A 25,995-nucleotide genomic window follows, 5' to 3' on the forward strand; every position below is an offset into this window, starting at 1 on the left:
CGCGGCTCGACGGGCGGTTGGCCGGCTCCACCTCGTGGGACAGCCGGGCCGGCCGTGATCGTTGCGCTCGACGACCGCCCGGGGCTGCTTGACTGACGCCCATGGACCTGCCCGTGCTGCCCCCGGTCAAGCCGATGCTCGCCAAGCCCGCGGCCGCGCTGCCCACCGGCGAGGACTGGTTCTACGAGCCCAAGTGGGACGGGTTCCGCTGCATCGTGTTCCGGGACGGCGACGAGGTCGAGCTGGGCAGCCGCAACGAGCGCCCGCTCACCCGCTACTTCCCCGAGATCGTCGAGGCGGCGAAGGCACAGCTGCCCGAGCGGTGCGTGGTCGACGGCGAGATCGTCGTCCCGCGTGGCGACCGGCTGGACTTCGAGTCGCTGCTGCAGCGGATCCACCCGGCCGCCTCCCGGGTCAACCGGCTGGCCGCCGAGACCCCGGCGTCGTTCGTCGCCTTCGACCTGCTCGCCCTGGGCGACGAGTCACTGCTGGGGACCCCGTTCGCGCAGCGCCAGGCCCGGCTCCGCGAGGCCCTGGCCACCGCCGAGGCACCGGTCCACGTCAGCGCCATCAGCCGCGACGCCGAGGTCGGGCAGCGCTGGTTCCACGAGTTCGAGGGCGCCGGGCTCGACGGCGTCATCGCCAAGCGCGGCGACCAGCCCTACTCCCCCGACCAGCGGCTGATGACCAAGGTCAAGCACGTGCGCACCGCCGACTGCGTGGTCGCCGGCTTCCGCTGGCACAAGAGCGGCCCCGTCGTCGGGTCGCTGCTGCTCGGCCTCTACGACGACGCCGGCACCCTGCAGCACATCGGCGTCGCCGCCTCCTTCACCATGAAGCGCCGCGCCGAACTGGTCGAGGAGCTCGCCCCCTACCGCGCCCAGGCGCTCGACGGCCACCCGTGGCAGGACTGGGCCAACGCCTCGACGTCGGCAACGGGGACGGGCGAGGACGGCGAGCGCCGGATGCCCGGGGCCACCAGCCGCTGGAACGCCGGCAAGGACCTCTCCTGGGTGCCGCTGCGCCCGGAGCTCGTGGTGGAGATCAGGTACGACCAGCTCGAGGGCAGCCGACTGCGGCACACCGGCCAGTTCGTGCGCTGGCGCACCGACCGGGACGCCCGCTCGTGCACCTACGACCAGCTCGAGGTGCCGGTGCGCTACGACCTGGGCGAGGTCCTCGGCGGCTGAGCCGGCCGAACCGGCTGAGGGGCACGCCACGGTCGTTGCGGCAGCCACCTCCGCGATCGCCTCCTACGCTTGGCGATCATGTACGCGCACCGCCGACCGATCGCCGCCCTGGGCGGGGCCCTCCTCGCCGCCGCCGTGGCGCTGACCGGCTGCACCTCCTCCGGGGACGACGCCGAGCAGGCCAGCAGCTCCCCCACCGCCCCCGCCGAGCCCGAGGCGCAGCCGATCGAGTGGACCGACTGCGACACCGACATCGACCAGATCATCGCCGGCCGCCCCGGCTCGGAGCGCGAGCTGCTCTTCGAGTGCGGCACCACCACCGTGCCGGCCGACTACGACGACCTCGACGGCGGCGACCTGCAGCTGTTCCTGGTGCGCGCCGCGGCCGCCGGTCAGACCGACCGGATCGGCTCCCTGGTGGTCAACCCCGGTGGCCCGGGCGTCTCGGCCAGCGACGCAGCCATCCAGGCGGCGCTGACCCTGCCGCCGGAGGTGCTCGCCCGGTTCGACGTCGTCGGCGTCGACCCGCGCGGGGTGGGGCTCTCCACGCCGGTGGAGTGCGTCACCGACGAGCAGAAGGACGCGCTGTTCGCGGCGAACCCCCGCGCGCTGGACGAGCCGAACGTGACCGCCACCTTCGACCTGGTCGACGAGGTCGCGGCCGCCTGCAGCGCGGAGTACGGCGAGGCGCTCGGCGCCTTCAACACCGTCGACACCGCCCGGGACCTGGACCTCGTGCGCGAGTCCCTCGGCGACGAGCAGCTGACCTTCCTCGGCTACTCCTACGGGACGACGCTCGGCTCGACCTACGCCGAGCTGTTCCCCGACCGGGTGCGCGCCCTGGCGCTGGACGGCGCGGTCGACCCGACCGCCACCGACCAGGAGCGGGCCGAGGCGCAGGCCGTGGGCTTCGAGGCCACCTTCGACGCGTTCGCCGCCAACTGCACCGGCCTGATCAGCGGGTGCCCGCTGGGCGACGACCCGCGGGGGGCGCTCAACGCCCTCCTGGAGCAGGCGGCCGCCGCCCCCATCCCCAGCTCGCGCGAGGGTGAGACCCGCCAGGCCACCCCCGGCCTGGTGGTCAACGGCGTCCGCTCGGCGCTCTACCAGCCCAGCGCCTGGCCGCAGCTGGCCCAGTCGCTGGCCGCCGCCCGGGACGGCGACGCCGCCGGCATCCTGACCCTCGCCGACACCTACACCGGCCGCACCGACGACGGCAGCTACAGCAACGTCGTCGACGCCAACCTGGCGATCAGCTGCGCCGACGGCCAGGAGCAGTTCACCACCGAGGAGGTCGCGGCGCTGGCCGCCGACTGGAACGCCCGGTACCCGCTGTTCGGCGCGGACGCCGCGCTGGGGCTCTACACCTGCTCTGCCTGGGAGGCACCGACCACGCCGCTGCCGGAGCGGGACGCCGCCGGCAGCGCACCGATCATGGTCGTCGGCACCCAGGCCGACCCGGTGACCCCGGGGCAGGGCGCCGTGGACATGGCCGCGGAACTGGCCAACAGCGTGCTGCTGACCTGGGAGGGCAGCGGGCACACCGCCTACCCCAAGACCGAGTGCGTGACCCAGGCGGTCAACGCCTACCTGATCGACCTGGTGGCGCCGCCCGAGGGGATCACCTGCCCGGCCTGATGCGGTGGCCTGATCTTGCGCGGGCGGCCGGCGGGCCGGAAGCTGACCAGCCGGAGGACCAGCCAGCGCACGTGAGCGGACGGAGCCCGATGGCCAGCAGCAAGGACGCCGTGGTCCTGGAGGTCGACGGGCACGAGGTCCGGGTGAGCAACCCGGAGAAGCCGTACTTCGCCGACAAGGGCATCCGCAAGATCGACGTCGTCCAGTACTTCGTCTCCGTCGGCGAGGGCATCCTCTTCGCGCTGCGCGACCGGCCGACGACGCTGGAACGCTGGCCCGGCGGCGTCTTCGAGGGCGCCCGGCTCTCCACCCGGGTCGACAACACCGGCGACGCGTTCTACCAGAAGCGGGTGCCGAAGAACGCCCCCGACTGGGTGCCGACGGCCCACATCACCTTCCCCAGCGGGCGGACCGCCGACGAGATCGCGCCGGACTCGGTCGCCGTCGTCGCCTGGTGCGCCAACCTCGGCACGCTCACCTTCCACCCGTGGCCGGTGTCCAAGAGCGACGTCGAGTCCCCCGACCAGATCCGGATCGACCTGGACCCCCAGCCGGGCACCGACTTCTCCGACGCCGTCTGGGTGGCCCCGCACGTGCGCGAGCTGCTGCACGAGTTCGGCATGGAGGGGTGGCCGAAGACGTCCGGCGGCCGGGGCGTGCACGTCTACGTGCCGATCCAGCCGCGCTGGACCTTCCCCGAGGTGCGCCGGGCGGTGATCGCGTTCGGCCGGGAGCTGGAACGGCGCATCCCCGACCGGGTCACGATGAACTGGTGGAAGGAGGAGCGCGGCGAGAAGATCTTCATCGACTACAACCAGATGGCCCGGGACCGCACGATCGCCTCCGCCTACTCCATCCGGCCGAAGCCGCACGCCCCGGTGAGCGCCCCGGTCGACTGGGACGAGCTGCCCGACGTCTCGCCCTTCGACTTCGACGTCCTGACCATGCCGAAGCGGTTCGCGGCGGTCGGCGACAGGCACGCCGGGCTGGCCGACCACGCCTTCGACCTCACCCCGCTGATCGAGCTCGCCGACCGGCAGGAGCGCGACCTCGGGCTGGGCGAGATGCCCTATCCGCCGGACTACCCGAAGATGCCCGGCGAGCCGATGCGGGTGCAGCCCAGCCGCGCGAAGAAGGCACCCAGCGCCTGAGATCCCGCCGATCACCGCGGTGAGTCGCCGGTGGGGCCGGCCGCTGGCAGAGTGGCCGGCATGACGCGCAACGGAGCTCCCCGGGCACACACATCTCCCCGGGCGCTGGCGCGATGACGAGGTCGGCAGAGGTCCCCGAGGTCGACGTCCAGCCGCTGGGCGACTTCCTGGGGCAGTTGGCGGCCCGGCTGCCCGCGCCCGGCGCCGGCGCCACCGCGGCGATCGAGGCGGCGCTGGCGGCCTCGCTCATCGGCATGGTGGGCCGCTTCACGACCGGCGACGAGTACGCCGAGCACCAGGAGCTCGTCTCCGCGGTGACCGAGCAGGCCGACGCCGTGCGCACCGCCTGCCTGGCGGCCGCGGCGGCGGACGAGGTGGCGTTCACCGCGGTCACCGAGGCCTACCGGCTGCCCAGGGACACCCCGGAGGAGCAGGAGTCCCGGCGCGAGGCCGTCCACGCGGCACAGGTCGGGGCAGCCCAGCCGCCCCGGGACGTCATCGAGGCGGCCGCCGCCCTCGTCCCGCTGGCCGAGCAGCTGCTGCCGATCGCCAACCCGAACGTCGTCAGCGACGTCGCCGCCGCCACCGCCGCCGCCCGGGCGGCAGCCGTCACGGCCCGGCTGGCCGTCGAGGTGAACCTGCGGGGCATCACCGACGAGGACGCGCGGGCCGATCTCGGCGCAGCCGTGGACCGCGTCGACGAGCTGATCCGGCGGGCCGATGCGGTCGAGGCCACCGTCCGCGACCGCATCGGCCGCTGATGTCCGGGCTGCCCGAGGGACCGACCGCCCCCGCCACCCGGCCCGCGCGCCGCGAGCTCGACCGATGACGTCACCGGAGCAGTGGGCGGCCGCGGCGGGCGGGCCGGCCGAGGACGCGGCGCGGGCCAAGACCGAGTACCGGCAGGGCCTGCTGGCCCGCCGCGCGGCCCGCTCCGCCGAGGAGCGGACCGCGGCCGCCGCCTCGATCACCAGCGCGCTGCTGCGCGGACTCGCGGGCCACCGCACCATCGCCGCCTACGTGCCCGAGCCGGACGAGCCGGGCGGTCCGCTGCTGCCCTCCGCCCTGGACCAGCTCGGCGCCCGGGTGCTGCTGCCCGTCATCCCCGCCACCGGCCGGGAGCTGCGGTGGGCGGTGAGCAGCGACCAGCTCGTCGAGGGCCGGTACGGGCTGTCCGAGCCGGTGGGTCCGCGGTTCGGTCCGGACGAGCTCGCCACCGCCGAGGTCGTCGTCGTCCCGGCGCTCGCGGTGTCCCGGGCCGGCGTCCGGCTCGGCCGCGGGGGCGGGTACTACGACCGCGCGCTCCGGCACGCCCGGCCCGACGCGCTCCTGGTGGCCCTGGTCTTCGACGACGAACTGGTCGACCACCTGCCTGCGGAACCGCACGACCACGCCGTCGGCGCCGTGGTCACCCCCTCCTCCGGCTGGCTGCGGCTGCCGGCGCCGCCCTCCCCGTAGCCGGCCCGGCCGGCACCCGCACCCAACGGCCCCGCTGACCCGGCGCGCGCACGGCCTACCATCGGGACGCCGGCGCACGTCCTTCCGGGTCGACGCATGCCCGGGTACGGAGGAGTGCAGCGTGAGTGAGCAGGCAGTACTGGCCGAGGCGGGCCGGCGGCGGACGTTCGCCGTCATCAGCCACCCCGATGCGGGGAAGTCAACGCTGACCGAGGCCCTGGCGCTGCACGCGCGGGTGATCGGGCAGGCCGGCGCGGTGCACGGCAAGGCCGGCCGCCGGGGCACCGTGTCGGACTGGATGGACATGGAACGCGACCGCGGCATCTCCATCACCTCCGCCGCGCTGCAGTTCGAGTACGGCCCGGCCGGCGGGGAGAAGGCGGTGATCAACCTGCTGGACACCCCCGGGCACGCCGACTTCTCCGAGGACACCTACCGGGTGCTGACCGCCGTGGACGCCGCGGTTATGCTCGTCGACGCCGCCAAGGGCCTGGAGACCCAGACCATGAAGCTGTTCGCGGTGTGCAAGCACCGCGGCATCCCGGTGATCACCGTGGTCAACAAGTGGGACCGCCCCGGCATGGACGCCCTCGCCCTGATGGACGAGATCGCCGACCGCACCGGCCTCACCCCCACCCCGCTGACCTGGCCGGTGGGCATCGCCGGGGACTTCCGCGGCGTGCTGGACCGCCGCGACGGCAGCTACCGGCACTTCACCCGCACCGCCGGCGGCGCCACCATCGCCCCCGAGCAGGTCCTCACCGCCGACGAGGCGATCGCCCGGGAGGGCGAGGCCTGGACCACCGCGGTCGAGGAGTCCGAGCTGCTGGCCGAGACCGGCCAGGTGCACGACCAGGAGCTGTTCCTGGCCCACGCCACCACCCCGGTGCTCTTCGCCTCCGCCGTCTCCAACTTCGGCGTCGGCCAGCTCCTCGACGTGCTGGTGACGATGGCGCCGCCACCGGCCGACCGGCCCGACGCCGAGGGCAAGCCGCACCCGATCGACGCCCCGTTCAGCGGCTTCGTCTTCAAGGTGCAGGCCGGCATGGACACCGGTCACCGCGACCGGCTGGCCTACCTGCGCGTCTGCTCCGGCGTCTTCGAGCGCGGCATGGTGGTCACCAACGCCCGCACCGGCCGCCCCTTCGCCACCAAGTACGCCCAGCAGGTGCTCGGCCGCGAGCGCGAGACGATCGAGACCGCTTACCCCGGCGACGTCGTCGGCCTGGTCAACGCCGCCTCGCTCGGCATCGGCGACACCCTCTACGCCGACCACCCGGTCCACTACCCGCCGGTGACCACCTTCGCCCCCGAGCACTTCGCGGTGGTCCGGGCCGCCGACACCAGCAAGTACAAGCAGTTCCGCAAGGGCATCGACACCCTCGGCGGCGAGGGCGTGGTGCAGGTGCTGATCTCCGAGCGCCGCGGCGACGGCGCCCCGGTGTTCGCCGTCGTCGGCCCGATGCAGTTCGAGGTCGCCTCGCACCGGATGGAGCACGAGTTCGGCGCCCGGGTGTCCTTCGAGCGGCTGCCCTACCAGATCGCCCGCATCACCGACGCCGAGTCCGCCCCCGAGCTGGCCGTCGCCCGCGACGTGGAGGTCATGCAGCGCGCCGACGGCGAGCTGCTGGCGCTGTTCACGAACAAGTGGGCGCTGGGGGTGCTGGAGAAGAACAAGCCGCACCTGACGCTGACCCCGATGGTCGCCGCCCAGCTGAGCTGACCCGCCGGCTGCCCCGGGCCAGCCGGCTGCCGGCGTTGGCGCCGACGATCGCGGTGATGCCCAGCCAGGCGTCCCAGCCCAGCGACTCCCCGAGCACCATCAGCCCGACCAGCGCGGCGAGCACCGGGTGGATGCTCATGAACAGGCCGTAGGCGCTGGTCGGCACCCGACGCAGCGCCGCGACGTCGACCACCATCGGCACCGCCGAGGCCAACAGCCCGGCGGTGACCGCGCAGGCCAGCGCCACCGGCGAGGGCGGGTGCTGCCCGAGCGCCAGCACCCCGACCGGCACGAAGGCCAGCGCCGACACCGCCGCCGCGGTGGCCGGGCCGGTCCGGCCCGGCACCCGGGCGCCCAGCACCCGGTTGACCAGGATGTACGCCGCCCAGCAGGCCGCGGCCAGCAACCCCAGCCCGATGCCGACGTAGTCGGTGGTCGGCTGCGGCCGGGTGAGGACCAGCACGCCGGCCGCCGCGCCCAGCGCGCACAGCTGCGGTGCCCGCCCTCGGGCGGTGACCAGCGCGACGGCGAGCGGCCCCAGGAACTCCAGGGTGACCGCCAGGCCCAGCCCGATCCGGTCGATCGCCGAGTACAGCGACAGGTTCATCGTGCCGAAGACGACGGCCAGCAGCAGCACCGGCCGCCACTGGGCGGCGGTGAAGGTCCACGGCCGCGGGCGGGCCAGCGCGGTGAGCGCCACCCCGGCGACCCACTGCCGGACGGCGACCACGCCGACCGCCCCCAGCACCGGGAACGCCAGCGCGCCCACCGCGGCACCGAGCTGGTTCGCCAGGGCGCTGCCCGCCATCAGCAGCAGGCCGGCGCCCGCCCCCGCGGGCAAGGCCGGCGCCCCATCCACCACTGTTCCGGACCGCACCATGCCGGCAGCCTGCGGCCACCGTCGCCATGCGCAGAATGCATCCGACACGCAATGCATACGCTGCACGCATGGACGTCGAACTCCGCCAGTTGCGCTGCCTGGTGGCGATCGTCGACGCCGGCACCTTCACCGACGCCGCCCTCGAGCTCGGCGTCTCCCAGGCGGCCGTCTCCCGCACCCTGGCCTCCTTGGAGCGGGCCCTGGGCGCCCGACTGCTGCGCCGCACGGCCCGGGAGGTCGGCCTGACCACGGCCGGGCAGCGGGTACTCCCCCGCGCCCGCCGGCTGCTCGCCGACGCCGCCGAGCTCCACCGGGTGGCCGGCGGCGACGGCGGCCACGTGCGGATAGGCCACGCCTGGTCGGCGATGGGCCGGCACACCCTGGACTTCCAGCGCCGCTGGAGCGCCGGCCAACCGGGCACCCCGCTCCAGCTGGTGCGCACCAACTCCCCCACCGCCGGGCTCGCCGAGGGCGCCTGCGACCTCGCCGTCGTCCGGGTCGCGCTGGACGAACGGCGGTTCGGCACCGCGCTGCTCGGGCTCGAGCGGCGGATGTGCGCCCTGGCCGCCGACGATCCGTGGGCCCGTCGCCGCTCGCTGCGGCTGGCCGAGCTCGGCGACCGGCTGCTGCTGGTGGACCGGCGGACCGGCACCACGACGCCGGAGCTGTGGCCGGAGCCGGCCCGGCCGCGGATCGAGCACACCAACGACGTCGACGACTGGCTCACCGTCATCGCCACCGGCCGCGCGGTCGGCGTCACCACCGAGGGCACCGCGGCGCAGTACCAGCGCCCGGGCGTCGTCTACCGCCCCATCCGGGACGCCGAGCCGGTCGCCGTCCGGCTGGCCTGGTGGCGCGACGACCCGCACCCGGCGACGTCGGCCGTCGTCGAGCTGCTCACCGAGCTGTACCGCCGCCCCTGAGCCCGACCGCACAGCCGGGTCCCACCCGATCGGGTGGTCCGCGGCCGCCCAGGTGGGGCGAGCGCTCCCGGCGGGCACCTGGGATGCCGTTGACGTCCAGGTCAGCGCCGATCGGCAGGGAGCAGGGATGAGGGTCTCGTTCTTGGTGTACGGCGTGCTCTACGTCGTCATCGAGATCATCGGGTACCAGCTGGAGCGCATCGGCTGGCCGGAGCTCACCCCGCTGGACGTGGCGACCGCGGTCACCAACGCGATGCTCGCCGCCGCCGTCTTCGTGGCCGCGCTGGTCGCCGCCGACCTGCTCGGACACCGCTGGCGCCGCTGGGTGCGCGCCTACCGCGAGGAGCAGGCGCGGCTGGCCCAGGAGCGGTGGGCCGCCGAGCAGGCGCCCCTCGGGGTGCGGTCGTGGCGGCCGGCGCGCTGGGCGCTCCCCGCCGCCGGACCGGCCCTGCCGTGGTCGCCCACGGACCGTCCGGGCGGGGCGTCCCCGGGGGCCCCGGTCAACGCCTACGCACCCGCCACCGGCACCGCGCACGCCTTTCCCGAGGACGACGGCCGGCTGCTCTGACCGGCATGCCGGTACCAGATCTGTCCCTGACCCCCCACGAATGGCCTGGAGCCGCTAGGGTTCTGTGTGTCGGGAAGGCCCTGCGCACTGGCAGGACCCCGACGCACCACCGCAGCTAGGAGCGAGCAATGCCCGAAGGAACAGTGAAGTGGTTCAACGCAGAGAAGGGGTTCGGCTTCGCCACCCCTGACGGGGGCGGCCCGGACGTCTTCGTCCACTACTCGGCCATCCAGTCCAGCGGGTACCGCTCGCTCGACGAGGGCCAGCGCATCTCGTTCGACGTCGAGCAGGGCCAGAAGGGCCCGCAGGCGGCGAACGTCAACCCGCTCTGATCTCCTCAGAGCAGGGCTGATCGCGGCCCCAGGAAGACCTGCAGCACCCCCACCCGGCACGCCGGGTGGGGGTGCTGTCTCGTTCCGGAGTCCTCAGCGGGCGCGCCCCACCCCGCCGTTGTGCACAGACCGTCGGTCTGCCGGGCGCGGATCGACGTCGAGTGCACAACGGCGGGCGGCCCAGCCTGCGTCCAGGCGCGGGCTCAGCTCAGCGGGCGCGCGGGACGTAGCCGCCGATGAGCGCGGACATCAGCAGGGCGCCGTCGTGCGGGCCCACCGCGGCGGCCGCGTCGGCGAAGGCCCGCCAGCGGTCGCGCTCCACGTCGCTCATCGCGTTCGCCGCCCGAACCTCCAGCTGCTCCAGCAGCCGCTCCCACTCCCCCTGCGGCGTGGGCCAGAGGCCGGCCAGCCGGCGGGCCTCCGCCGAGGCCGAGGTGAACCGGACGACGTCGCCGGCGTGGTTGGTCAGCGCCACCACGTAGCCCGCCGAGACCAGGGCGTTGGCCGCCGACACGACCTGCGGCCTGGGCAGACCGCTGGCCGGGACCACCGCGCCGAGGTAGGGGGCGCTGCCGTGCGGCGGCTCGTCGAGCAGCCGCACGATCGTCCGCAGCACCGGCAGGTCGCGGGTGAACCACACGTCGGACAGGGGCTGCTGGGCATCGGGTGCGGTCACCGCACCAGTGTCCGCCGTCCCGGCCGGGTCCGGGCCACCCGGGTCGCTCGGCGGGGTGACCGGTGGCGTGCCCGCCGTACCGTGGAGGCATGACCACATCCGCCTCCCAGCCGACCACCCCCGCCGCCCAGCCCCGGGTCGTCAAGAGCGACGAGGAGTGGCGCGCCCAGCTGTCGCCGGAGGAGTACGCCGTTCTGCGCCAGGCCGGTACCGAGCGCCCGTGGACCGGTGAGTACGTCGACACCAAGGCCGCCGGCACCTACTCCTGCCGGGCGTGCGGCGCCGAGCTGTTCACCTCCGGGACCAAGTTCGACTCGCACTGCGGCTGGCCGTCGTTCTACGAGCCCACCGCCGCCGACAACGTCGTCCTGCGCGAGGACGCCAGCCTCGGCATGGTGCGCACCGAGGTGCTCTGCGGCAGCTGCCACAGCCACCTCGGTCACCTGTTCGCCGACGCGCCGCAGACCCCCACCGGCGACCGCTACTGCATCAACTCGGTGAGCATCAAGCTCGACCCCGAGCAGAGCTGACAGCACAGACCAAAAGACGACGAAGGCCCGTCCCCCACCGGGGACGGGCCTTCTGCGTTGTCAGGCACCTTCTGCGTTGTCGGGCACGAGTACGGACCCGCCGATGTGTCGCGCCAGCGACCCCCTCGTCCCCGGCGCGGGCCCGGAGGGTCCCGCCGGGGACGACGGCCCGCGGCTCCGCGATTCGGACGCGGGGCCGGAGGCTCCCGGCCGGATCACGGGCAACGGCTCAACTCACCAGGGGCACGGCACCTGGCCGCGGTGTCGTCCGGAGGACGACCATCATCACGGCAGGTCGGCGATGAGCTCCTCGACCGGCTTGCGGGTGCCGGTGTAGAACGGCACCTCCTCGCGCACGTGCCGGCGGGCGCGGCTGGCCCGCAGGTCGCGCATCAGGTCGACGATGCGGTGCAGCTCGTCGGCCTCGAAGGCGAGCATCCACTCGTAGTCGCCGAGCCCGAAGGAGGAGACGGTGTTGGCCCGCACGTCCGGGTAGGGGCGGGCCTGCATGCCGTGCTCCTTGAGCATGTCCCGCCGCTCCTCGTCGGGCAGCAGGTACCACTCGTAGGAGCGGACGAAGGGGTAGACGCACACATAGCGGCGCGCCTCCTCGTCGGCGAGGAAGGCCGGCACGTGGCTGCGGTTGAACTCCGCCGGCCGGTGCAGCGCCAGCTGCGACCACACCGGCTCCAGGTGCCGCCCGAGCGCGGTGCGGCGCAGCCGGGTGTAGGCCTCCTGCAGCGCCTCCGGGGTCTCGGCGTGCCACCACACCATGAGGTCGGCGTCGGCGCGCAGGCCGGCGACGTCGTAGACCCCGCGGACGACGACGTCCTTGCCGGAGAGCTCCTCGAACAGCCCGCTGACCTCGTCGGCGAGGGCGGTGCGCTGGTCGTCGCCGAGCGGGCGCGCGAGCTTGAAGACCGACCACATGGTGTAGCGGATCAGCTGGTTGAGCTCGGTGGCCCGCTTGCCGACGCTGCGCTGCTCCGGGGTCGTGTCGCTCTGCTGCTCGCTCATGCGACCCATTGTCGCCCCGCCCGCACCGGGCCGGTCAGGGACCTTCGTCGATCACGCCCGTGAGCCTCGACACGGGGGTTTCCCGCCGCGGACGGGAGGGGTAGCGACCAGTTGGATCTTGTACTGGCTGAACCGTCAGCCCGACACGAGGAGGACAGATGGCCGTCATCAAGAGCCCGTTGCCCGAGGACGTGCAGAAGGTCACCGGTGAGGCGCTGCAGGGCGCCGTCGTCGACCTGATCGACCTGGGCCTGGTCGCCAAGCAGGTGCACTGGACGCTGGTGGGCCGCAACTTCCGCAGCATCCACCTGCAGCTGGACGACGTCGTCGACACCGCCCGCGAGTACCAGGACACCGCCGCCGAGCGGGCCGCCGCGATCGGCGTGCTGCCCGACGGCCGCACCGAGGCGCTGCGCGCCACCGCACTCCCCCAGCCCCCGGTGGCCTGGATCAACGCCGACGACGCGATCCGCTACTTCGTCGAGGTGTTCGAGGTCGTCGTCACGCGCATGCGTGAGCGGATCGAGGCGACCGAGGACGACGAGGTCACCCAGGACCTGATGATCGAGATCACCGGTGCGCTCGAGAAGCACTGGTGGATGTGGCAGGCCGAGGCCGCTCAGGACTGACCCTGCAGCGACTGGACGACCACGCCGGAGGCCGGTTCCCCACCCCGGGGAGCCGGCCTCCGGCGTCTCAGGTGATCGCGGCGACCGCGCGGCGGGCGTCGCGGATGCAGGCCGGCACCCCCACGCCCTCGTAGGCGGCGCCGGCGACGGCGAGCCCGGGCACGGCGGCGACCGCGGACCGGATCGCGGCGACCCGGCCGGGATGCCCGACGAGGTACTGCGGCAGCCCGTCGACCCAACGCACCAGGTGGGTCTCGACCGGTTCGGGCCGCGCCAGCTCGAGCAGCTCGGCGACGTCGGCCACCACGGCGGCGGTCAGCTCGGCGTCGTCCCGGTGCAGGGCGGCGTCGTCACCGAAGCGCCCCACCGACGAGCGGACCCGCAGCACCCCGCCGTCGGAGAGGTGCGGCCACTTCGCCGAGGAGACGGTGACGCCCTTGACCAGCCGGCCGGTCACCGGCGGGACGAGCAGGCCGGACCCCGCGGGCACGTCCTGGGCCGGGAAGGCCATCGCCACCACGGCCATCGACGCGTACGGGATGCCGCCCAGCGGCTCCACCGCGTCGGGCGCGACGTCGGCCAGCAGCGCGGCGGTCGGCCCGGCCGGGGTGGCCAGCACGACGGCGTCGGCGGTCAGCTCCTCCCCCGACGCCAGCGTCAGGGTGAAGCCCGCGGCGGTCCGCGCCAGCCGGTCCGCGCGGGCGCCGAGCCGCACCTGCGCGCCGCTGGCGGCGACCAGGGCCTCCGGCAGCGAGCCGATGCCGGGCGCCACGGTCACGAAGACCGGGCCGTCGACGTCGCCCCGGCTGCGGGCCCCGGCGTCGCGGGCGGCGGTGGCCGCGCCCAGCACCGAGGTGGCGCGGCGCAGGTGGGCGGCCAGCCCGGGCATCGTCGCGTCCAGGGAGAGCTCGTCGGGCCGGCCCGCATAGACCCCGCCGAGCAGCGGCTCGAGCAGCCGGTCGACGACCTCGTCACCGAGCCGCTCGCGCAGCAGTTGCCCGACCGCGACGTCGCCGTCCAGGTGCAGCGGCGGCAGGTCGGCCTCGGCGGCCACCCGGGCGATCCCGGCCGGGGTGAGCACGCCGTCCAGCCCCTCGGCGGAGGTGGGCACCCCCTGCACGGTGCCCGCGGGCAGCCGGAAGCGCCCTTCCGGCAGCACGATCGACGCCTGCGTGGTCTGCGGCGCGACGAGCTGGTCGCCCAGCCCGAGCGCCCGGACCAGCTCGACCGCCTCCGGCACCCAGGCGAGCATCGCCTCCGGGCCGGTGTCGTACCACTGGCCGGCCAGCTCGACCCGGTCCAGCTTGCCGCCGAGCCGCCGGTCGGCCTCGAGCACCACGATCTCGTCGTCGGGACGGGTCCGGCGCCACGCCCAGGCCGCGGCGAGCCCGGTGAGCCCGCCGCCGACGACGACCAGCCGGTGGCGGCTCATCTCGCGGAGAGCTCGTGCACCAGCTCGACCACCTGGGTCAGCGCGCCGGGGTCGGTGTCGGGGAGCACGCCGTGGCCCAGGTTGAAGATGTGCCCGCGGGCGGCGCGGCCCTGCTCGACCACCCGGCGCACCTCGCGCTCGAGCGTCTCCCGGTCGGCCAGCAGCACCGCGGGGTCGAGGTTGCCCTGCAGCGAGTAACCCGGGCCGACCCGGCGGGCGGCCTCGTCCAGCGGCACCCGCCAGTCGACGCCGACGACGTCTGCGCCGGCGTCGCCGATCAGCGGCAGCAGCTCCCCGGTGCCGACGCCGAAGTGCACCTTCGGCACGTCCCGGTCACCCAGGCCGTCGAACACCGCGCGGGAGTGCGGCAGCACCCGGGTGCCGTAGTCGACCGCGGACAGCACCCCGGCCCAGGAGTCGAACAGCTGGACGGCGCTGGCGCCGTTGTCGACCTGCACCCGCAGGAAGGTCGCCGCGCTCACCGCGAGCCGCTCCAGCAGGCGCTGCCATGCGGCCGGCTCGGCGTACATGAAGGCCTTGGTGCGGGCGTGCTCCTTGGACGGGCCGCCCTCGATCAGGTAGGTGGCCAGCGTGAAGGGCGCCCCGGCGAAGCCGATGAGCGGGGTGCTGCCCAGCTCCCCGACCAGCGAGCGCACCGCGGTGGCGAGGAACTCCAGCCGGTCGGGCTCCAGCGGGGGCAGCGCGTCGACGTCGGCGACGCTGCGGATCGGCTGCGCCACGACCGGCCCGATGCCGGGCTTGATCTCGATGTCCACCCCGGCCACGACCAGCGGCAGCACGATGTCGGAGAAGAGGATCGCCGCGTCGACCCCGTGCCGGCGCACCGGCTGCAGGGTGATCTCGGTGACCAGGTCGGGGTCCTGGCAGGCGGCCAGCATCGCGGTGCCCGCCCGCAGCGCCCGGTACTCGGGCAGCGAGCGGCCCGCCTGGCGCATGAACCAGACGGGGGTGCGCGAGACCGGCAGCCCCCGAGCCGCCCGGACCAGATCGGAGTCGGCGGCCGGTGCCGCTGGGGTGCCCACGACTGGCCATCCTCCCAGATGCGGCGGGAGCCGCTCGGCCGCCTCCGGGAGCCGGTCGCCGAGGTCACGGCTGGGTCGCGCCGCGCGTCGGGTACTGCCGGACCGGCGTCCGCCACCTACCCTGCGGGCGTGGTTCAGCAGCGCACGCGCGCCGAGCAGGGGCGGCAGCCCGAGGAGGCCCCGGCTCGCCCGCCGGAGTTCGTGGCCGCGCTCGCCGCCCTGGCCACCGTCCACCCCCGGCCGGAGGTGGAGCTGGAGCACATCCCGGCACCGCAGCGGCTGGCGCCGTTCGCCGCCGCGATCGGCGCCCGGGTGGCCGATCCCGACGACGAGGACGAGGACCTGGCCAGCGGCCGGTTCATCGTGCTGTTCGACCCCGAGGGCCACGAGGCCTGGGCCGGCACCACCCGCTGCGTCGGCTTCGTCTCGGCGCTCACCGACGAGCACATGGTCGACGACGCGATGTTCTCCGAGGTCGCCTGGAGCTGGCTCACCGACGCGCTGGCCGGCTCCGGCGCCCGGCACCACTCGGTGGGCGGCACCGTCACCCGCACGGCGTCCACCAGGTTCGGCTCGATCGCCGCGCCGGAGCACTCCGTCGAGGTGGAGATCCGCGCCTCCTGGACGGCGGAGGACACCGACCTGGACCGCCACCTCGCCGCCTGGCTGGAGGTGCTGAGCAACGCCGCCGGGCTGCCGCCGCCGGGGATCCACCTGCTCGGTGCGAACGGGCGGGCCGACGACGACCGCGCCTAGACTCTTCGGCGTACTCCACTCGGCGTAACGGTTCTGCGGCCGAGTGATCGGACACGCCGGATCGAGGACCGGCCTGGTCGCTGCCGCGGCCGGGCCACCTGCGGCCGGCCCACGGCGGGAGGGTCGATGGGGGCAGGTGGGGCACGGCCCGACGGCGCCCTCTTCGGTCCGCACGCCGGCGCGCTCGTCGTCGACCCCGCCCCGCTGCTGCGCGAGGCGCTGGCCGGGCGGCTGCGCGCGCTGGGCGCCCGCGAGGTCGAGGAGGCCGCCTCGCTGGAGGAGGCCCGGGTCCGGGCGCACGTCTCCGGCCCCCGCGCACTGTGCGTGCTGGAGGTCGACCTGCCCGGGACCGGTCCGGAGAGCGCCGGGCGCGGTGGTGACCCGGGGCGGGGGCTGGAGCTGCTCCCCACCCTGCGCACCGAGGGCTGGCCGGTGACCGTGGTGCTGACCGCGCTCGCCGACCCGGCGGTGGTGCGCGCGGCCTTCCTGGCCGGCGTCCAGGGGTACGTGCTGAAGACCAGCCCGCTGGCCGTGCTCACCGAGGGGCTGCGCGCCGCGCTGTCCGGCGAGGTGTACGCCGACCCGGGGATCGCCAGCAGCCTCGCCCAGGGCCTGACCCAGAACGGGGTCGAGGAGGCCGTCGGCGAGCTGTCCCCGCGCGAGCGGGACATCCTGCGGCTGGTGGCCGACGGGCACACGAACAAGGAGATCGGCGAGAAGGTGGACCTGTCCGCACTGACCGTGAAGAGCCACCTGGCGCGCATCGCGCGCAAGCTGGGCACCGGCGACCGGGCGCACATGGTGGCGCTCGGCATCCGTTCGGGGGTCATCAACTGAGCACCGACCCGGGCGCCCAGCTGCCCACCGAGTCCACCGCGCCCACCGACCCCACCGACCCGACGGCGGAGCCCGTCGTCGACGAGGGCCCGCCCGCGACCCCGCTGCTCGCGCCGCGCGACGGGCTGCCCCCGGTCGTCGAGACCTCGACCGCGCTGGTCGCCTACGCCGACGCGCTGGCCGCCGGCACCGGACCGGTCGCCGTGGACGCCGAGCGGGCGTCGGGCTACCGCTACGGCCAGCGCGCCTACCTGGTGCAGCTGCGCCGCGAGGGCGCCGGCACCGGCCTGATCGACCCGGTCCCGCTGCCCGACCTCTCGGTGCTGCAGGCCGCGATCGCCGACGCCGAGTGGGTGCTGCACGCCGCCAACCAGGACCTCCCGTCGCTGGCCGAGATCGGCCTGGTCCCGGCCCGGCTGTTCGACACCGAGCTGGCGGCCCGGCTGGCCGGTCTCCCCCGGGTGGGGCTGGGCGCCGTCGTGGAGTCGCTGCTGGGCTTCCGGCTGGAGAAGGGGCACTCGGCGGCCGACTGGAGCACCCGCCCGCTGCCCGAGGACTGGCTGGTCTACGCCGCGCTGGACGTCGAGGTGCTGGTCGACCTGCGCGACGCGCTGGCGGCCCTGCTGGAGGAGCAGGGCAAGACCGAGTGGGCCCGGCAGGAGTTCCAGGCGATCCTCGCCGCCGACCCACCCGCACCCAAGGCCGACCCGTGGCGGCGCACCTCGGGCATGCACGGCCTGCGCAGCCGGCGGCAGCTGGGCATGCTCCGGTCGCTGTGGCAGGCCCGCGACGACCTGGCCCGCCGCCGCGACGTCGCTCCCGGGCGGGTGCTGCCCGACGCGGCGATCGTCTCCGCGGTGCAGGCCGACCCGAAGAGCGAGGGCGCGCTGCTGGAGCTGCCGGTGTTCCGCGGCCGGGCCAACCGGAAGCTGGTGGGCACCTGGTTCGGGGCGCTGACCCGGGGGCGCGAGCTGCCGGAGAACGAGCTGCCGCTGCACAGCCGCCCGGGCGACGGTCCGCCGCCGGTGAACCGCTGGGCCGACCGCGACCCAGCCGCCGCGGCCCGGCTCAAGGCCGCGCGGGCCGGCCTCGCGCAGGTCTCCGAGCAGTGGTCGGTGCCGGTGGAGAACCTGCTCTCCCCCGACCTGGTCCGCCGGCTGATGTGGACGCCGCCGGCGCCGGCCGACGCCGACTCCGTCGCCGCCGCGCTGCGCGCCGGTGGTGCCCGCGAGTGGCAGGTCGGGCTGACCCGTGACCTGCTGACCGAGGCCATCACGCAGGGTTGAGGCGGCGCGAAGGGCTGAGCCGGCTCAGCCCCTCGCGGGGTCGGCCAGCCTGGTCCGCAGCTCGCGGACCAGGCGGCGGGGGTCGTCGGCGAACAGCGCGACGGCCTCGGTGGGCACGGTCCGCCCGTCCAGCTCGATCGCGGCGCCCGGGCGCAGCGCCAGCCGCACGCTGGTCTCCCCGGCGACGCTCAGCGCCACCCGGTCGGCGGTGACCTCGAAGTTCCGCTCGGCCCCGTCGGTGGCGGCCACCCGGGCCTCGGCGACGTCGGCCAGCCGCACCTGCGCCGTCCGCAGCTGACCGAACCGCAGCGTCAACTCGTCGGCGCCCAGGATGTGCGGGTTCTGCCGCAGCGACAGCGCGAACCCGATCAGCCAGGCCATCCCCCACAGGGCGAGCGCGAACACCACCCAGCGCACGGTCGGCCAGGGCAGCAGCAGGTGCACGACGCCGATCTCCACCGGGGTGAGCCCGATGACCACACCGAGGAGCACCCCGATCCGGGAGGTGTAGGAGAACGCCTCCTCCCCCGGCCGGACCACGGTGCGCCGGCGCACCGCCCAGCCCAGCGCCCGGAGCACGCCCAGCTCGGAGCGGATCAACCAGTACACCGGGCGCGGTAGCGCCGCCGCGGCGCCGGCGAGCACCGCCGTCCCCCGACTGCCGCCGCCGTCCCGGGCCCGGCGGTACTCCCGGCGGAACAGCGTCGCCTCGGCGAGGAACACCCCGGCGAGGAGCACCTCACCGACCACGGCGACGACGACGGCGGTGCGCACCGGGAGCACCCCGGCGACCACCAGCCCGAGGTCGGCCAGCGGGATGAGCACGGCCAGCCAGGGCGCCGTCCGCAGAAACACCTGCCTGGCCCGCATCGCCACCCCCGTCCCGGTGCGGTGACCCTAACGGCCGGTCCCGTCCGATGGGGCCGAACGCGGCCACGACGACGGAGGGCGGCCCCGGTGTCCCGGGACCGCCCTCCGCATTGCGCTGGAGCGCTAACTTCGCCCGGCGGCCGCGCGGCGGCGGGCCAGGGCGTCCACGGAGGCGGCGAGCAGCAGCACGCCGCCGGTGATGATGTAGTTCAGGTACGCCGACACACCCAGCAGCCCGAGGCCGTTGTCGATGATGGCGATCACCAGGCCACCGAGCACGGCGTCGCGCACCCGGCCCCGGCCACCGAAGAGGCTGGTGCCACCGATGACCGCCGCACCCACCGCGTACAGCAGGGTGTTACCGCCACCGGAGCCGGGCGTCACCGAGCTGAGCCGGGCCGCCGCGACCAGACCGCTGACCGCGGCCATGGACGAGGACAGCACGAACACCATGATCCGGATCCGGACGACATTGATGCCCGCCCGGCGGGCGGCCTCCTTGTTGCCGCCGACCGCGTACACGTGCCGGCCGAACGTCGTCCGCCCGAGCAGGAACGTCAGCGCCAGCAGCAGGATCACGACCACCGGGATGGCGTACGGGATGCCCTTGAGGTCGACCGCGGCCGACAGCGCACGGTCGGCGTTGAGGATCCAGGTGAGGACCACGACGACGACCGCGATCAGCGCGATCCGGCCCAGCACGATGCCGAGCGGCTGGGTGGTCAGCCCCTTGCTGCGCTGCGCCCGCCAGCGGTTCAGCGTGAGCGCCGCGTAGAGCACGATCACCGCGGCGGCGAGCAGCCAGCCGATCCCGACCGGGATGTAGCTGTTGGTCAGCGCCCGGATCACGTCGTCCCGGATCGGCACCGTGCCGCCCTGGCCGATGATCCGCAGCGTGACGCCCTGGAAGGCGAGGAACAGCGCCAGGGTCACGACGAACGACGGGATGCCGATCATCGCGACCAGCGTGCCGGTGAACAGACCGATCACCGCGCCGGTGACCAGCGCCCCGAGCACCGCGATGTACCAGGGCACCCCGACCTCGGCCAGCATCTGGGCGAGGACCGCGGCCGCGACCCCGCTGACGACACCGGCGGACAGGTCGATGTCACCCAGCAGCAGCACCCAGACCAGGCCCATCGCCAGCAGGGTGATCGGCGCGGCCTGGATCAGCAGGTTGGTGATGTTCAGCGGGGTGAGGAACGTCTCCGGCCGGAGCGCGAAGAACAGCAGGGTGAGCACGACGATGCCCAGCACCGCCGGCAGCGCACCGAGGTCGCCGCCGCGGATGCGGTCCACGTACCCGCGGAGGGTGCCGCCGACGGTGTCCTCCGCGCGGTCGTTCTCGAACCCGGACGGCGCCGACGCACCGGGCTCGACGTCGCTGGTGGGGATGGTGTTGCTCGCCATCTCAGGCCCCCTCGTAGACGGACGGATCGAGGCCCAGCTCGCCTGAGCGTCCCGACGTGATGAGCTCGATGACCTGCGTCCGGTCGACCTGGTCGATCGGGACGTCGGCCGCCATCCGGCCGAGGTACAGCGCGGCCACCCGGTCGGCGACCTCGAAGACGTCGACCATGTTGTGGGTGATGAACAGGACGGCGTGCCCGGTGTCGGCGAGGCGCCGGACCAGGTCGAGCACCTGCCGGGTCTGCGCGACGCCGAGGGCGGCGGTCGGCTCGTCGAGGATGACGAGCTTGGACTCCCACAGCACGGCCTTGGCGATCGCCACCGTCTGCCGCTGACCGCCGGACAGGCTGGAGACCAGCTGCCGCACCGACTTCAGGGTGCGCACCGAGAGCGTGGTCAGGGTGTCCTTGGCCGCCTGCTCCATCGACACCTCGTCGAGGACGACGCCCTTCGTCCGCTCGCGGCCGAGGAACATGTTCTGCACGACGTCGAGGTTGTCGGCCAGTGCGAGGTCCTGGTAGACGACCTCGATGCCCAGGTGTGCGGCGTCCCGGGGCCCGGTGACCTGCACCCGCTCGCCGTCGAACCAGAACTCACCGCTGTCGATCGGGTGGATGCCCGCGATGGACTTGATCAGGGTGCTCTTGCCGGCGCCGTTGTCGCCGACGAGAGCGGTCACCGAGCCGGGGTAGACCTTCAAGTCTACCCCGTGCAGCACCTGGTTGGCGCCGAAGCTCTTGGTCACCCCGCGCAGTTCGAGGATCGGGGACCCGTCCTCGGACTTCGGAACGGACATGCGTGGTCCTTCCTGGAACACGGCTGCGGGGCGCCCCCCGCGAACGGAGGGCGCCCCGAGACGGATGGGTCCTACTGGATGCCGAGCTCGGTGCAGGCGGCGGCGTACTCGCCCTGGCACAGGTCCTCAGCGCTGACCTGGCCGTCCTCGACGACCCGGCTGACGTTGTCGCGGGTGATCGAGACCGGGTCCAGCAGCACCGACGGGACGGTGCGGTCGCCCTCGGGGTCCTCGGACTCGCCGTTGATGACCGACGGGTCCTCCTCACCGTTGATCAGCGCGATCGCCAGCTCGGCCAGCGCGTTGGCCTCCTCGGCGGCCGGCTTGTAGACCGTCATGCACTGGCGGTTGGCCAGGATGTTCTGCAGCCCCTCGACCGAGGCGTCCTGCCCGGTGACCGGGACCTGACCGGCCTGGTTGTTGCGCGCCAGCACCTGGATGACGGCGTTGGCCAGGGTGTCGTTGGCGGCCAGCACGCCCTGGATGTCGCCACCCTGCTGGGTGTACATCTGCTCGAAGATCGTCAGCGCCTCGGTCGGCTCCCAGCCGGGGACGGCCTGCTCGGCGACCTGGGTGTACTGGGTCATCGGGTCGAGGACCTCGTGCGCACCCTCGGAGAACAGCGTGGCGTTGCTGTCGTCGGGCGAGCCGTTCAGGAAGGCGATGTTCGCCGGCTCCGGCCCGAGGCAGTCGGCCAGGCCCTGACCCTGCAGCCGGCCGACCTCGGTGTTGTCGAAGGAGACGTAGTACTCCGCCGAGCCACCGAGGGTGAGCCGGTCGTAGTCGATCGTCGCCACGCCCTGCTGGGCCGCCTGGTCCTGGATCTGGGCGCCCGAGGCGTTGTCCAGGTTCACGATCGCCAGCACGGTCACCCCGGAGGTGATCATCTGGTTGGCGATGGTCTGCATCTGCTGGGCGTCGCCCTGCGCGTTCTGGATGTCGGCCTCGATGCCGGCCTCCTCGAAGGCCGCCTCCAGCAGCGGGCGGTCGAAGGACTCCCAGCGGGGGGAGGACTCCGTGTCGGGGAGGATCACGCCGACCTTGCCCTCTGCCTGGGCGCCGCCGTTGTCACCGCCGCCGCTGGTGCCGCCACCGTCGTCGCCGCCACCGCAGGCGGCGAGGGGGAACACGAGGGAGGCTGCCAGAGCAGTCATCAGGGTGCGCCGTCGCGCCATGAGCTTTCCTGCCATTTCGTCGAGGTTCCGGAAAGTGCCGTGGGGGATCGTGCGCTCCATCACATGTGCTGGCAAGCACACTGCGGGACCGTTGCGGGACCGTGATCCAGAACCCCCCGACCCGGTCATGGCGACAGGGGTGGGGTCACCCATGCGGTTACCAGCCGGTAACTTGCTCTCCGACCGGCTCGTCCCCCGATCCGGCGACCGGACTCGACGCGGAGGTCCCGTGCCCAACCCCCAGCAACGGTCACGCTCGCTGCGTGAGGTCGTCTTCGTCGACGGGGTGCGCACCCCCTTCGGCAAGGCGGGCCCCACGGGCCTCTACGCCGAGACGCGCGCCGACGACCTGGTCGTGCGCTGCATCCGCGAGCTGATGCGCCGCAACCCGGCGCTGCCGCCCGAGCGCGTCGACGAGGTGGCGATCGCCGCCACCACCCAGATCGGCGACCAGGCGCTCACCATCGGCCGCACCGCCGCGCTGCTGGCCGGGCTGCCGACGAGCGTGCCCGGCTTCGCGATCGACCGGATGTGTGCCGGCGCGATGACCGCGGTGACCACCACCGCGTCCGGCATCGCCTTCGGCGCCTACGACGTCGCCATCGCCGGCGGCGTCGAGCACATGGGCCACCACCCGATGGGCGAGGGCGTCGACCCGAACCCGCGGTTCGTCAGCGAGCGGATCGTCGACGGCTCCGCGCTGGTGATGGGCTCGACCGCGGAGAACCTGCACGACCGCTTCCCGCACCTCACCAAGGAGCGGGCCGACGCGTTCGCGCTGGCCAGCCAGCAGAAGTACGCCGCGGCCGTGGCGGCGGGCCGGATCGGCCCCGAGCTGGTGCCCGTGGCGACCCGCTCGGCCGAGACCGGCTGGGGCCTGGCGACGGTCGACGAACCGCCCCGGCCGGGCACCACGCTCGCTGGCCTGGCCTCGCTGCGGACGCCGTTCCGCCCGCACGGCCACGTCACCGCCGGCAACGCCGCCGGGCTGAACGACGGCGCCACCGGGTGCCTGCTCGCCGCCGAGGAGGTCGCCGAGGAGCTCGGGCTGGACGTCGGCATGCGGCTGGTCGGTTACGCCTTCGCCGGGGTCGAGCCCGAGGTGATGGGCGTCGGCCCGGTCCCCGCGACGGAGAAGGCGCTGGCCCGCACCGGGCTGACCATCGGCGACATCGGCCTGTTCGAGCTCAACGAGGCCTTCGCCGTCCAGGTGCTGGCCTTCCTGGACCACTTCGGCATCGTCGACGACGACGACCGGGTCAACCCCTGGGGCGGCGCCATCGCCGTGGGCCACCCGCTGGCCTCCTCCGGGGTGCGGCTGATGACGCAGTTGTCCCGGCAGTTCGCCGAGCGGCCCGACGTCCGCTACGGCCTGACCGCGATGTGCATCGGCATCGGCATGGGCGGCAGCGTCATCTGGGAGAACCCGAACTGGGAAGGGGCACAGGCGTGAGCGCCGTCGTCACGGACGAGGTCGTCACCCGGGCGCTGGTCCGGTACCTGCCGGTGCCCGGGCTGGCCGGGGAGATCGCTCTGATCACCCTGGACAACGGGCACGACCACACCCGCCCGTCCACCTTCGGGGCCGGCGGGCTGGCCTCGCTGGACGCCGCGCTCGACGCGATCGCCGCGCACTCCCCCGCCCCCGCGGCGATCGCGGTCACCGGCAAGCCGTTCGTCTTCGCCGTCGGCGCGGACCTCTCCGGCGTCCCGGCGATCACGTCGGCGGCGCAGGCCCGGGAGGTCGCCGAGACCGGGCACCGGGTCTTCCGCCGGCTCAGGGACTCGACGGTCCCGACGTTCGCGTTCGTCAACGGCGCGGCGCTCGGCGGCGGGCTGGAGCTGGCCCTGCACTGCCAGCACCGGACCATCGCCAGCACCGCCGTCGTCGCCTTCCCCGAGGTCTTCCTCGGCCTGGTGCCCGGCTGGGGCGGCACCCAGCTGCTGCCGAACCTGATCGGCATCGACGCGGCGGTCACCGTGATCGTGGAGAACGCGCTGGCGCAGAACAAGGTCACCCCGGGGCCGAAGGCAGCCGCGCTGGGCATCGCCGACGCGGTCTTCGAGCCGGCGGACTTCTTGGAGCGCTCGCTGGAGTGGGCGGCCGGGGTGGTCGGCGGGGACGTCGCCGTGCGCCGTCCCGCGGTCGACCGGTCGGCCTGGGACGACGCGATCGCCCGGGCCAAGGGCATCGTCGCGGCCCGCACCCGCAACGCCTCCCCCGGTGCCGTGCGCGCGGTGCAGCTGCTCGACCTGGCCCGGGCCGGGGACGCCGGGTTCACCGCCGGCACCGCGGCCGAGGACGACGCGCTCACCGACCTGCTGAAAAGCGACGAGCTGCGGGCCGGGCTGTACGCCTTCGACCTGGTCAACCGGCGGGCCAAGCGGCCGGCCGGCGCACCGGACAAGGCCCTCGCCCGCAAGGTCGGGAAGGTCGGCGTCGTGGGTGCCGGGCTGATGGCCTCCCAGCTGGCGCTGTTGTTCGTCCGACGGCTCGAGGTGCCCGTCGTGCTCACCGACGTCGACCAGGCCCGGGTCGACAAGGGTGTGGCGTACGTGCACGGCGAGCTGCGGAAGCTGGCCGACCGCGGCCGGCTCTCCCCCGACTCGCTCAACCGGCTCACCGGCCTGGTCACCGGGTCGCTGGACAAGGCCGCCTTCGCCGACGCCGACCTGGTCATCGAGGCGGTCTTCGAGGAGCTGTCGGTCAAGCAGCAGGTGTTCGCCGAGGTCGAGGCGGTGGTCTCCGCCGAGTGCGTGCTGGCCACCAACACCTCCGCGTTGTCGGTGACCGAGACGGCCGCGCAGCTGCGGCACCCCGAGCGCGTGGTGGGGCTGCACTTCTTCAACCCGGTCGCCGTCCTGCCGCTGCTGGAGGTGGTCCGCGCCGAGCGCACCGACGACGCGACGCTGGCCACCGCGTTCGCCGCCGGGAAGGCGCTGAAGAAGTCGTGCGTGCTGGTCGCCGACGCCCCGGCGTTCGTGGTGAACCGGCTGCTCACCCGCTTCCTCGGCGAGGTCGTCGCGGCGGTGGACGCCGGTACGCCGGTGACCGTCGCGGAGCGCGCGCTGGAGCCGCTGGGGCTGCCGATGACCCCGTTCGAACTGCTCACGCTGGTCGGCCCACCGGTCGCGCTGCACGTGGCCGAGCGGATGCACGAGGCGTTCCCCGACCGGTTCGGCGTCGGCGCGGGGCTGCGGCGGATGGTCGAGCTCGGGAAGACCTCGGTCTTCTCCGCGCCCGGCGTGCTCGACCCCGACCTGGCCGGGATCGATGCGGGCGACGCCCCGCTCACCGCCGACGAGCTGCGCGCGCGGGCCGAACGGGCGCTGGCCGAGGAGATCGGCCTGATGCTCGAGGAGGGTGTCGTGCAGGCCGTGCAGGACATCGACCTGTGCATGCTGCTCGGCGCCGGGTGGCCGTTCTGGCTGGGCGGGATCTCCGCGTACCTGGACCGCGCCGGCGTCGCCGAGGCGGTCACCGGGAGGCGCTTCCTCCCCCGCGGGGTGGCCTCCCTCCCCGCCTGACCCCGCCCCGTCGTCCCGCTCGCCCCCGGGGGGGGGGGGGGGGGGGGGGGGGGGGGGGGGGGGGGGGGGGGGGGGGGGGGGGGGGGGGGGGGGGGGGGGGGGGGGGGGGGGGGGGGGGGGGGGGGGGGGGGGGGGGGGGGGGGGGGG

The 25,995-nt window shown here is 74.4% G+C and carries 25 protein-coding genes; 16 read left to right on the forward strand and 9 right to left on the reverse strand.

All coding sequences use genetic code 11. The features are described 5' to 3' along the window. Window positions 1-101: 101 nt before the first annotated feature. The 6 genes from ACI79U_RS15110 (at window position 102) to ACI79U_RS15135 (ending at window position 7,160) form a co-directional block, all read left to right on the forward strand. Window positions 102-1,190, forward strand: a complete 1,089-nt coding sequence (locus ACI79U_RS15110; RefSeq protein ID WP_457070012.1) for an ATP-dependent DNA ligase — start codon at window positions 102-104, stop codon at window positions 1,188-1,190. Between the two features lie 78 nt (window positions 1,191-1,268). Continuing rightward, the gene (locus ACI79U_RS15115) at window positions 1,269-2,828 is read left to right on the forward strand and encodes an alpha/beta hydrolase (protein ID WP_457070014.1); all 1,560 of its coding nucleotides are present in this window, start codon (window positions 1,269-1,271) and stop codon (window positions 2,826-2,828) included. 71 nt (window positions 2,829-2,899) lie between these two features. Next, window positions 2,900-3,979 (forward strand): DNA polymerase domain-containing protein, encoded by a 1,080-nt coding sequence (locus ACI79U_RS15120; protein WP_457070016.1) that lies wholly within the window; start codon window positions 2,900-2,902, stop codon window positions 3,977-3,979. Window positions 3,980-4,092: 113 nt separating this feature from the next. After that, window positions 4,093-4,740, forward strand: coding sequence for a cyclodeaminase/cyclohydrolase family protein (locus tag ACI79U_RS15125; protein ID WP_457070018.1), 648 nt, complete (start codon window positions 4,093-4,095; stop codon window positions 4,738-4,740). Between the two features lie 64 nt (window positions 4,741-4,804). Continuing rightward, entirely contained in the window at window positions 4,805-5,437 is a 633-nt protein-coding gene (locus tag ACI79U_RS15130) for a 5-formyltetrahydrofolate cyclo-ligase (RefSeq protein WP_457070020.1), read from the forward strand. Between the two features lie 121 nt (window positions 5,438-5,558). Next, on the forward strand, window positions 5,559-7,160 hold the full coding sequence (locus tag ACI79U_RS15135) for a peptide chain release factor 3 (RefSeq protein ID WP_457070022.1): 1,602 nt from the start codon (window positions 5,559-5,561) through the stop codon (window positions 7,158-7,160). On the opposite strand, the gene ACI79U_RS15140 is transcribed toward ACI79U_RS15135, so the two are convergent. Beyond that, entirely contained in the window at window positions 7,075-8,040 is a 966-nt protein-coding gene (locus ACI79U_RS15140) for an EamA family transporter (protein ID WP_457072664.1), read from the reverse strand. The two genes, ACI79U_RS15135 and ACI79U_RS15140, sit on opposite strands and share 86 nt — an antisense overlap. A 68-nt stretch (window positions 8,041-8,108) precedes the next feature. On the opposite strand from ACI79U_RS15140, the gene ACI79U_RS15145 reads away from it, so the two are divergent. The 3 genes from ACI79U_RS15145 (at window position 8,109) to ACI79U_RS15155 (ending at window position 9,863) form a co-directional block, all read left to right on the forward strand. Continuing rightward, a complete protein-coding gene (locus tag ACI79U_RS15145) occupies window positions 8,109-8,963 on the forward strand; it encodes a LysR family transcriptional regulator (protein ID WP_457070026.1) in 855 nt (284 codons plus the stop codon). A gap of 127 nt (window positions 8,964-9,090) precedes the next feature. Next, window positions 9,091-9,531, forward strand: a complete 441-nt coding sequence (locus ACI79U_RS15150; RefSeq protein ID WP_457070028.1) for a hypothetical protein — start codon at window positions 9,091-9,093, stop codon at window positions 9,529-9,531. Window positions 9,532-9,659: 128 nt separating this feature from the next. Further along, the gene (locus tag ACI79U_RS15155) at window positions 9,660-9,863 is read left to right on the forward strand and encodes a cold-shock protein (protein WP_153356009.1); all 204 of its coding nucleotides are present in this window, start codon (window positions 9,660-9,662) and stop codon (window positions 9,861-9,863) included. Window positions 9,864-10,071: 208 nt separating this feature from the next. On the opposite strand, the gene ACI79U_RS15160 is transcribed toward ACI79U_RS15155, so the two are convergent. Then, window positions 10,072-10,539, reverse strand: a complete 468-nt coding sequence (locus ACI79U_RS15160; RefSeq protein ID WP_457070030.1) for a hypothetical protein — start codon at window positions 10,537-10,539, stop codon at window positions 10,072-10,074. A gap of 89 nt (window positions 10,540-10,628) precedes the next feature. Here ACI79U_RS15160 and msrB point away from each other — a divergent pair, with 89 nt between their 5' ends. Further along, window positions 10,629-11,069: a peptide-methionine (R)-S-oxide reductase MsrB gene (msrB, locus tag ACI79U_RS15165; protein WP_457070032.1), complete on the forward strand. Its 441-nt coding sequence runs from the start codon at window positions 10,629-10,631 to the stop codon at window positions 11,067-11,069. Between the two features lie 285 nt (window positions 11,070-11,354). Here the strand turns inward: msrB and hemQ are convergent, their stop codons facing one another. Next, the gene (gene hemQ / locus ACI79U_RS15170; protein WP_457070034.1) at window positions 11,355-12,086 is read right to left on the reverse strand and encodes a hydrogen peroxide-dependent heme synthase; all 732 of its coding nucleotides are present in this window, start codon (window positions 12,084-12,086) and stop codon (window positions 11,355-11,357) included. Window positions 12,087-12,244: 158 nt separating this feature from the next. On the opposite strand from hemQ, the gene ACI79U_RS15175 reads away from it, so the two are divergent. Next, window positions 12,245-12,715 (forward strand): Dps family protein, encoded by a 471-nt coding sequence (locus ACI79U_RS15175; protein ID WP_457070036.1) that lies wholly within the window; start codon window positions 12,245-12,247, stop codon window positions 12,713-12,715. Window positions 12,716-12,782: 67 nt separating this feature from the next. Here ACI79U_RS15175 and hemG read toward each other — a convergent pair whose 3' ends face one another. Together hemG and hemE are read right to left on the reverse strand one after the other, a co-directional pair. After that, on the reverse strand, window positions 12,783-14,147 hold the full coding sequence (gene hemG, locus ACI79U_RS15180; RefSeq protein ID WP_457070038.1) for a protoporphyrinogen oxidase: 1,365 nt from the start codon (window positions 14,145-14,147) through the stop codon (window positions 12,783-12,785). Beyond that, window positions 14,144-15,190 (reverse strand): uroporphyrinogen decarboxylase, encoded by a 1,047-nt coding sequence (hemE, locus tag ACI79U_RS15185; protein ID WP_457070040.1) that lies wholly within the window; start codon window positions 15,188-15,190, stop codon window positions 14,144-14,146. Before hemE ends, hemG begins: the two co-directional genes overlap by 4 nt. Before the next feature lie 129 nt (window positions 15,191-15,319). Here hemE and ACI79U_RS15190 point away from each other — a divergent pair, with 129 nt between their 5' ends. The 3 genes from ACI79U_RS15190 (at window position 15,320) to ACI79U_RS15200 (ending at window position 18,069) form a co-directional block, all read left to right on the forward strand. Further along, complete coding sequence (locus ACI79U_RS15190; RefSeq protein ID WP_457070042.1) at window positions 15,320-15,946, forward strand: DUF3000 domain-containing protein; 627 nt, start codon at window positions 15,320-15,322, stop codon at window positions 15,944-15,946. A 126-nt stretch (window positions 15,947-16,072) separates the two neighbouring features. Then, a complete protein-coding gene (locus ACI79U_RS15195) occupies window positions 16,073-16,783 on the forward strand; it encodes a LuxR C-terminal-related transcriptional regulator (RefSeq protein WP_457070044.1) in 711 nt (236 codons plus the stop codon). A 20-nt stretch (window positions 16,784-16,803) separates the two neighbouring features. Further along, the gene (locus tag ACI79U_RS15200) at window positions 16,804-18,069 is read left to right on the forward strand and encodes an HRDC domain-containing protein (RefSeq protein ID WP_457070058.1); all 1,266 of its coding nucleotides are present in this window, start codon (window positions 16,804-16,806) and stop codon (window positions 18,067-18,069) included. A gap of 24 nt (window positions 18,070-18,093) precedes the next feature. Here the strand turns inward: ACI79U_RS15200 and ACI79U_RS15205 are convergent, their stop codons facing one another. From ACI79U_RS15205 to ACI79U_RS15220, 4 genes are all read right to left on the reverse strand, one after another. Continuing rightward, window positions 18,094-18,939, reverse strand: a complete 846-nt coding sequence (locus ACI79U_RS15205) for a hypothetical protein (protein ID WP_457070046.1) — start codon at window positions 18,937-18,939, stop codon at window positions 18,094-18,096. Window positions 18,940-19,062: 123 nt separating this feature from the next. Then, on the reverse strand, window positions 19,063-20,349 hold the full coding sequence (locus ACI79U_RS15210; RefSeq protein ID WP_457070048.1) for a sugar ABC transporter permease: 1,287 nt from the start codon (window positions 20,347-20,349) through the stop codon (window positions 19,063-19,065). Between the two features lies 1 nt (window position 20,350). After that, the gene (locus ACI79U_RS15215; protein WP_457070050.1) at window positions 20,351-21,145 is read right to left on the reverse strand and encodes a sugar ABC transporter ATP-binding protein; all 795 of its coding nucleotides are present in this window, start codon (window positions 21,143-21,145) and stop codon (window positions 20,351-20,353) included. Window positions 21,146-21,216: 71 nt separating this feature from the next. Next, window positions 21,217-22,299 (reverse strand): sugar ABC transporter substrate-binding protein, encoded by a 1,083-nt coding sequence (locus tag ACI79U_RS15220; protein ID WP_457070052.1) that lies wholly within the window; start codon window positions 22,297-22,299, stop codon window positions 21,217-21,219. 250 nt (window positions 22,300-22,549) lie between these two features. On the opposite strand from ACI79U_RS15220, the gene ACI79U_RS15225 reads away from it, so the two are divergent. Next, window positions 22,550-23,773 (forward strand): thiolase family protein, encoded by a 1,224-nt coding sequence (locus tag ACI79U_RS15225; RefSeq protein WP_457070054.1) that lies wholly within the window; start codon window positions 22,550-22,552, stop codon window positions 23,771-23,773. Next, on the forward strand, window positions 23,770-25,848 hold the full coding sequence (locus ACI79U_RS15230; RefSeq protein ID WP_457070056.1) for a 3-hydroxyacyl-CoA dehydrogenase NAD-binding domain-containing protein: 2,079 nt from the start codon (window positions 23,770-23,772) through the stop codon (window positions 25,846-25,848). The genes ACI79U_RS15225 and ACI79U_RS15230 overlap by 4 nt, the downstream gene beginning before the upstream one ends. The last annotated feature ends 147 nt before the right edge of the window (window positions 25,849-25,995 follow it).

The sequence above is a fragment of the Modestobacter sp. SYSU DS0904 genome (assembly GCF_054051115.1).

Bases quoted from the DNA above. Each gene is read 5' to 3' on its own strand.
- ACI79U_RS15110 (WP_457070012.1), top strand. From the start codon at position 102: ATGGACCTGCCCGTGCTGCCCCCGGTCAAGCCGATGCTCGCCAAGCCC.
- ACI79U_RS15115 (WP_457070014.1), top strand. From the start codon at position 1,269: ATGTACGCGCACCGCCGACCGATCGCCGCCCTGGGCGGGGCCCTCCTC.
- ACI79U_RS15125 (WP_457070018.1), top strand. From the start codon at position 4,093: ATGACGAGGTCGGCAGAGGTCCCCGAGGTCGACGTCCAGCCGCTGGGC.
- ACI79U_RS15130 (WP_457070020.1), top strand. From the start codon at position 4,805: ATGACGTCACCGGAGCAGTGGGCGGCCGCGGCGGGCGGGCCGGCCGAG.
- ACI79U_RS15140 (WP_457072664.1), bottom strand. From the start codon at position 8,040: ATGGTGCGGTCCGGAACAGTGGTGGATGGGGCGCCGGCCTTGCCCGCG.
- ACI79U_RS15145 (WP_457070026.1), top strand. From the start codon at position 8,109: ATGGACGTCGAACTCCGCCAGTTGCGCTGCCTGGTGGCGATCGTCGAC.
- ACI79U_RS15150 (WP_457070028.1), top strand. From the start codon at position 9,091: ATGAGGGTCTCGTTCTTGGTGTACGGCGTGCTCTACGTCGTCATCGAG.
- ACI79U_RS15155 (WP_153356009.1), top strand. From the start codon at position 9,660: ATGCCCGAAGGAACAGTGAAGTGGTTCAACGCAGAGAAGGGGTTCGGC.
- msrB (WP_457070032.1), top strand. From the start codon at position 10,629: ATGACCACATCCGCCTCCCAGCCGACCACCCCCGCCGCCCAGCCCCGG.
- hemQ (WP_457070034.1), bottom strand. From the start codon at position 12,086: ATGAGCGAGCAGCAGAGCGACACGACCCCGGAGCAGCGCAGCGTCGGC.
- ACI79U_RS15175 (WP_457070036.1), top strand. From the start codon at position 12,245: ATGGCCGTCATCAAGAGCCCGTTGCCCGAGGACGTGCAGAAGGTCACC.
- hemG (WP_457070038.1), bottom strand. From the start codon at position 14,147: ATGAGCCGCCACCGGCTGGTCGTCGTCGGCGGCGGGCTCACCGGGCTC.
- ACI79U_RS15195 (WP_457070044.1), top strand. From the start codon at position 16,073: ATGGGGGCAGGTGGGGCACGGCCCGACGGCGCCCTCTTCGGTCCGCAC.
- ACI79U_RS15205 (WP_457070046.1), bottom strand. From the start codon at position 18,939: ATGCGGGCCAGGCAGGTGTTTCTGCGGACGGCGCCCTGGCTGGCCGTG.
- ACI79U_RS15210 (WP_457070048.1), bottom strand. From the start codon at position 20,349: ATGGCGAGCAACACCATCCCCACCAGCGACGTCGAGCCCGGTGCGTCG.
- ACI79U_RS15215 (WP_457070050.1), bottom strand. From the start codon at position 21,145: ATGTCCGTTCCGAAGTCCGAGGACGGGTCCCCGATCCTCGAACTGCGC.
- ACI79U_RS15220 (WP_457070052.1), bottom strand. From the start codon at position 22,299: ATGACTGCTCTGGCAGCCTCCCTCGTGTTCCCCCTCGCCGCCTGCGGT.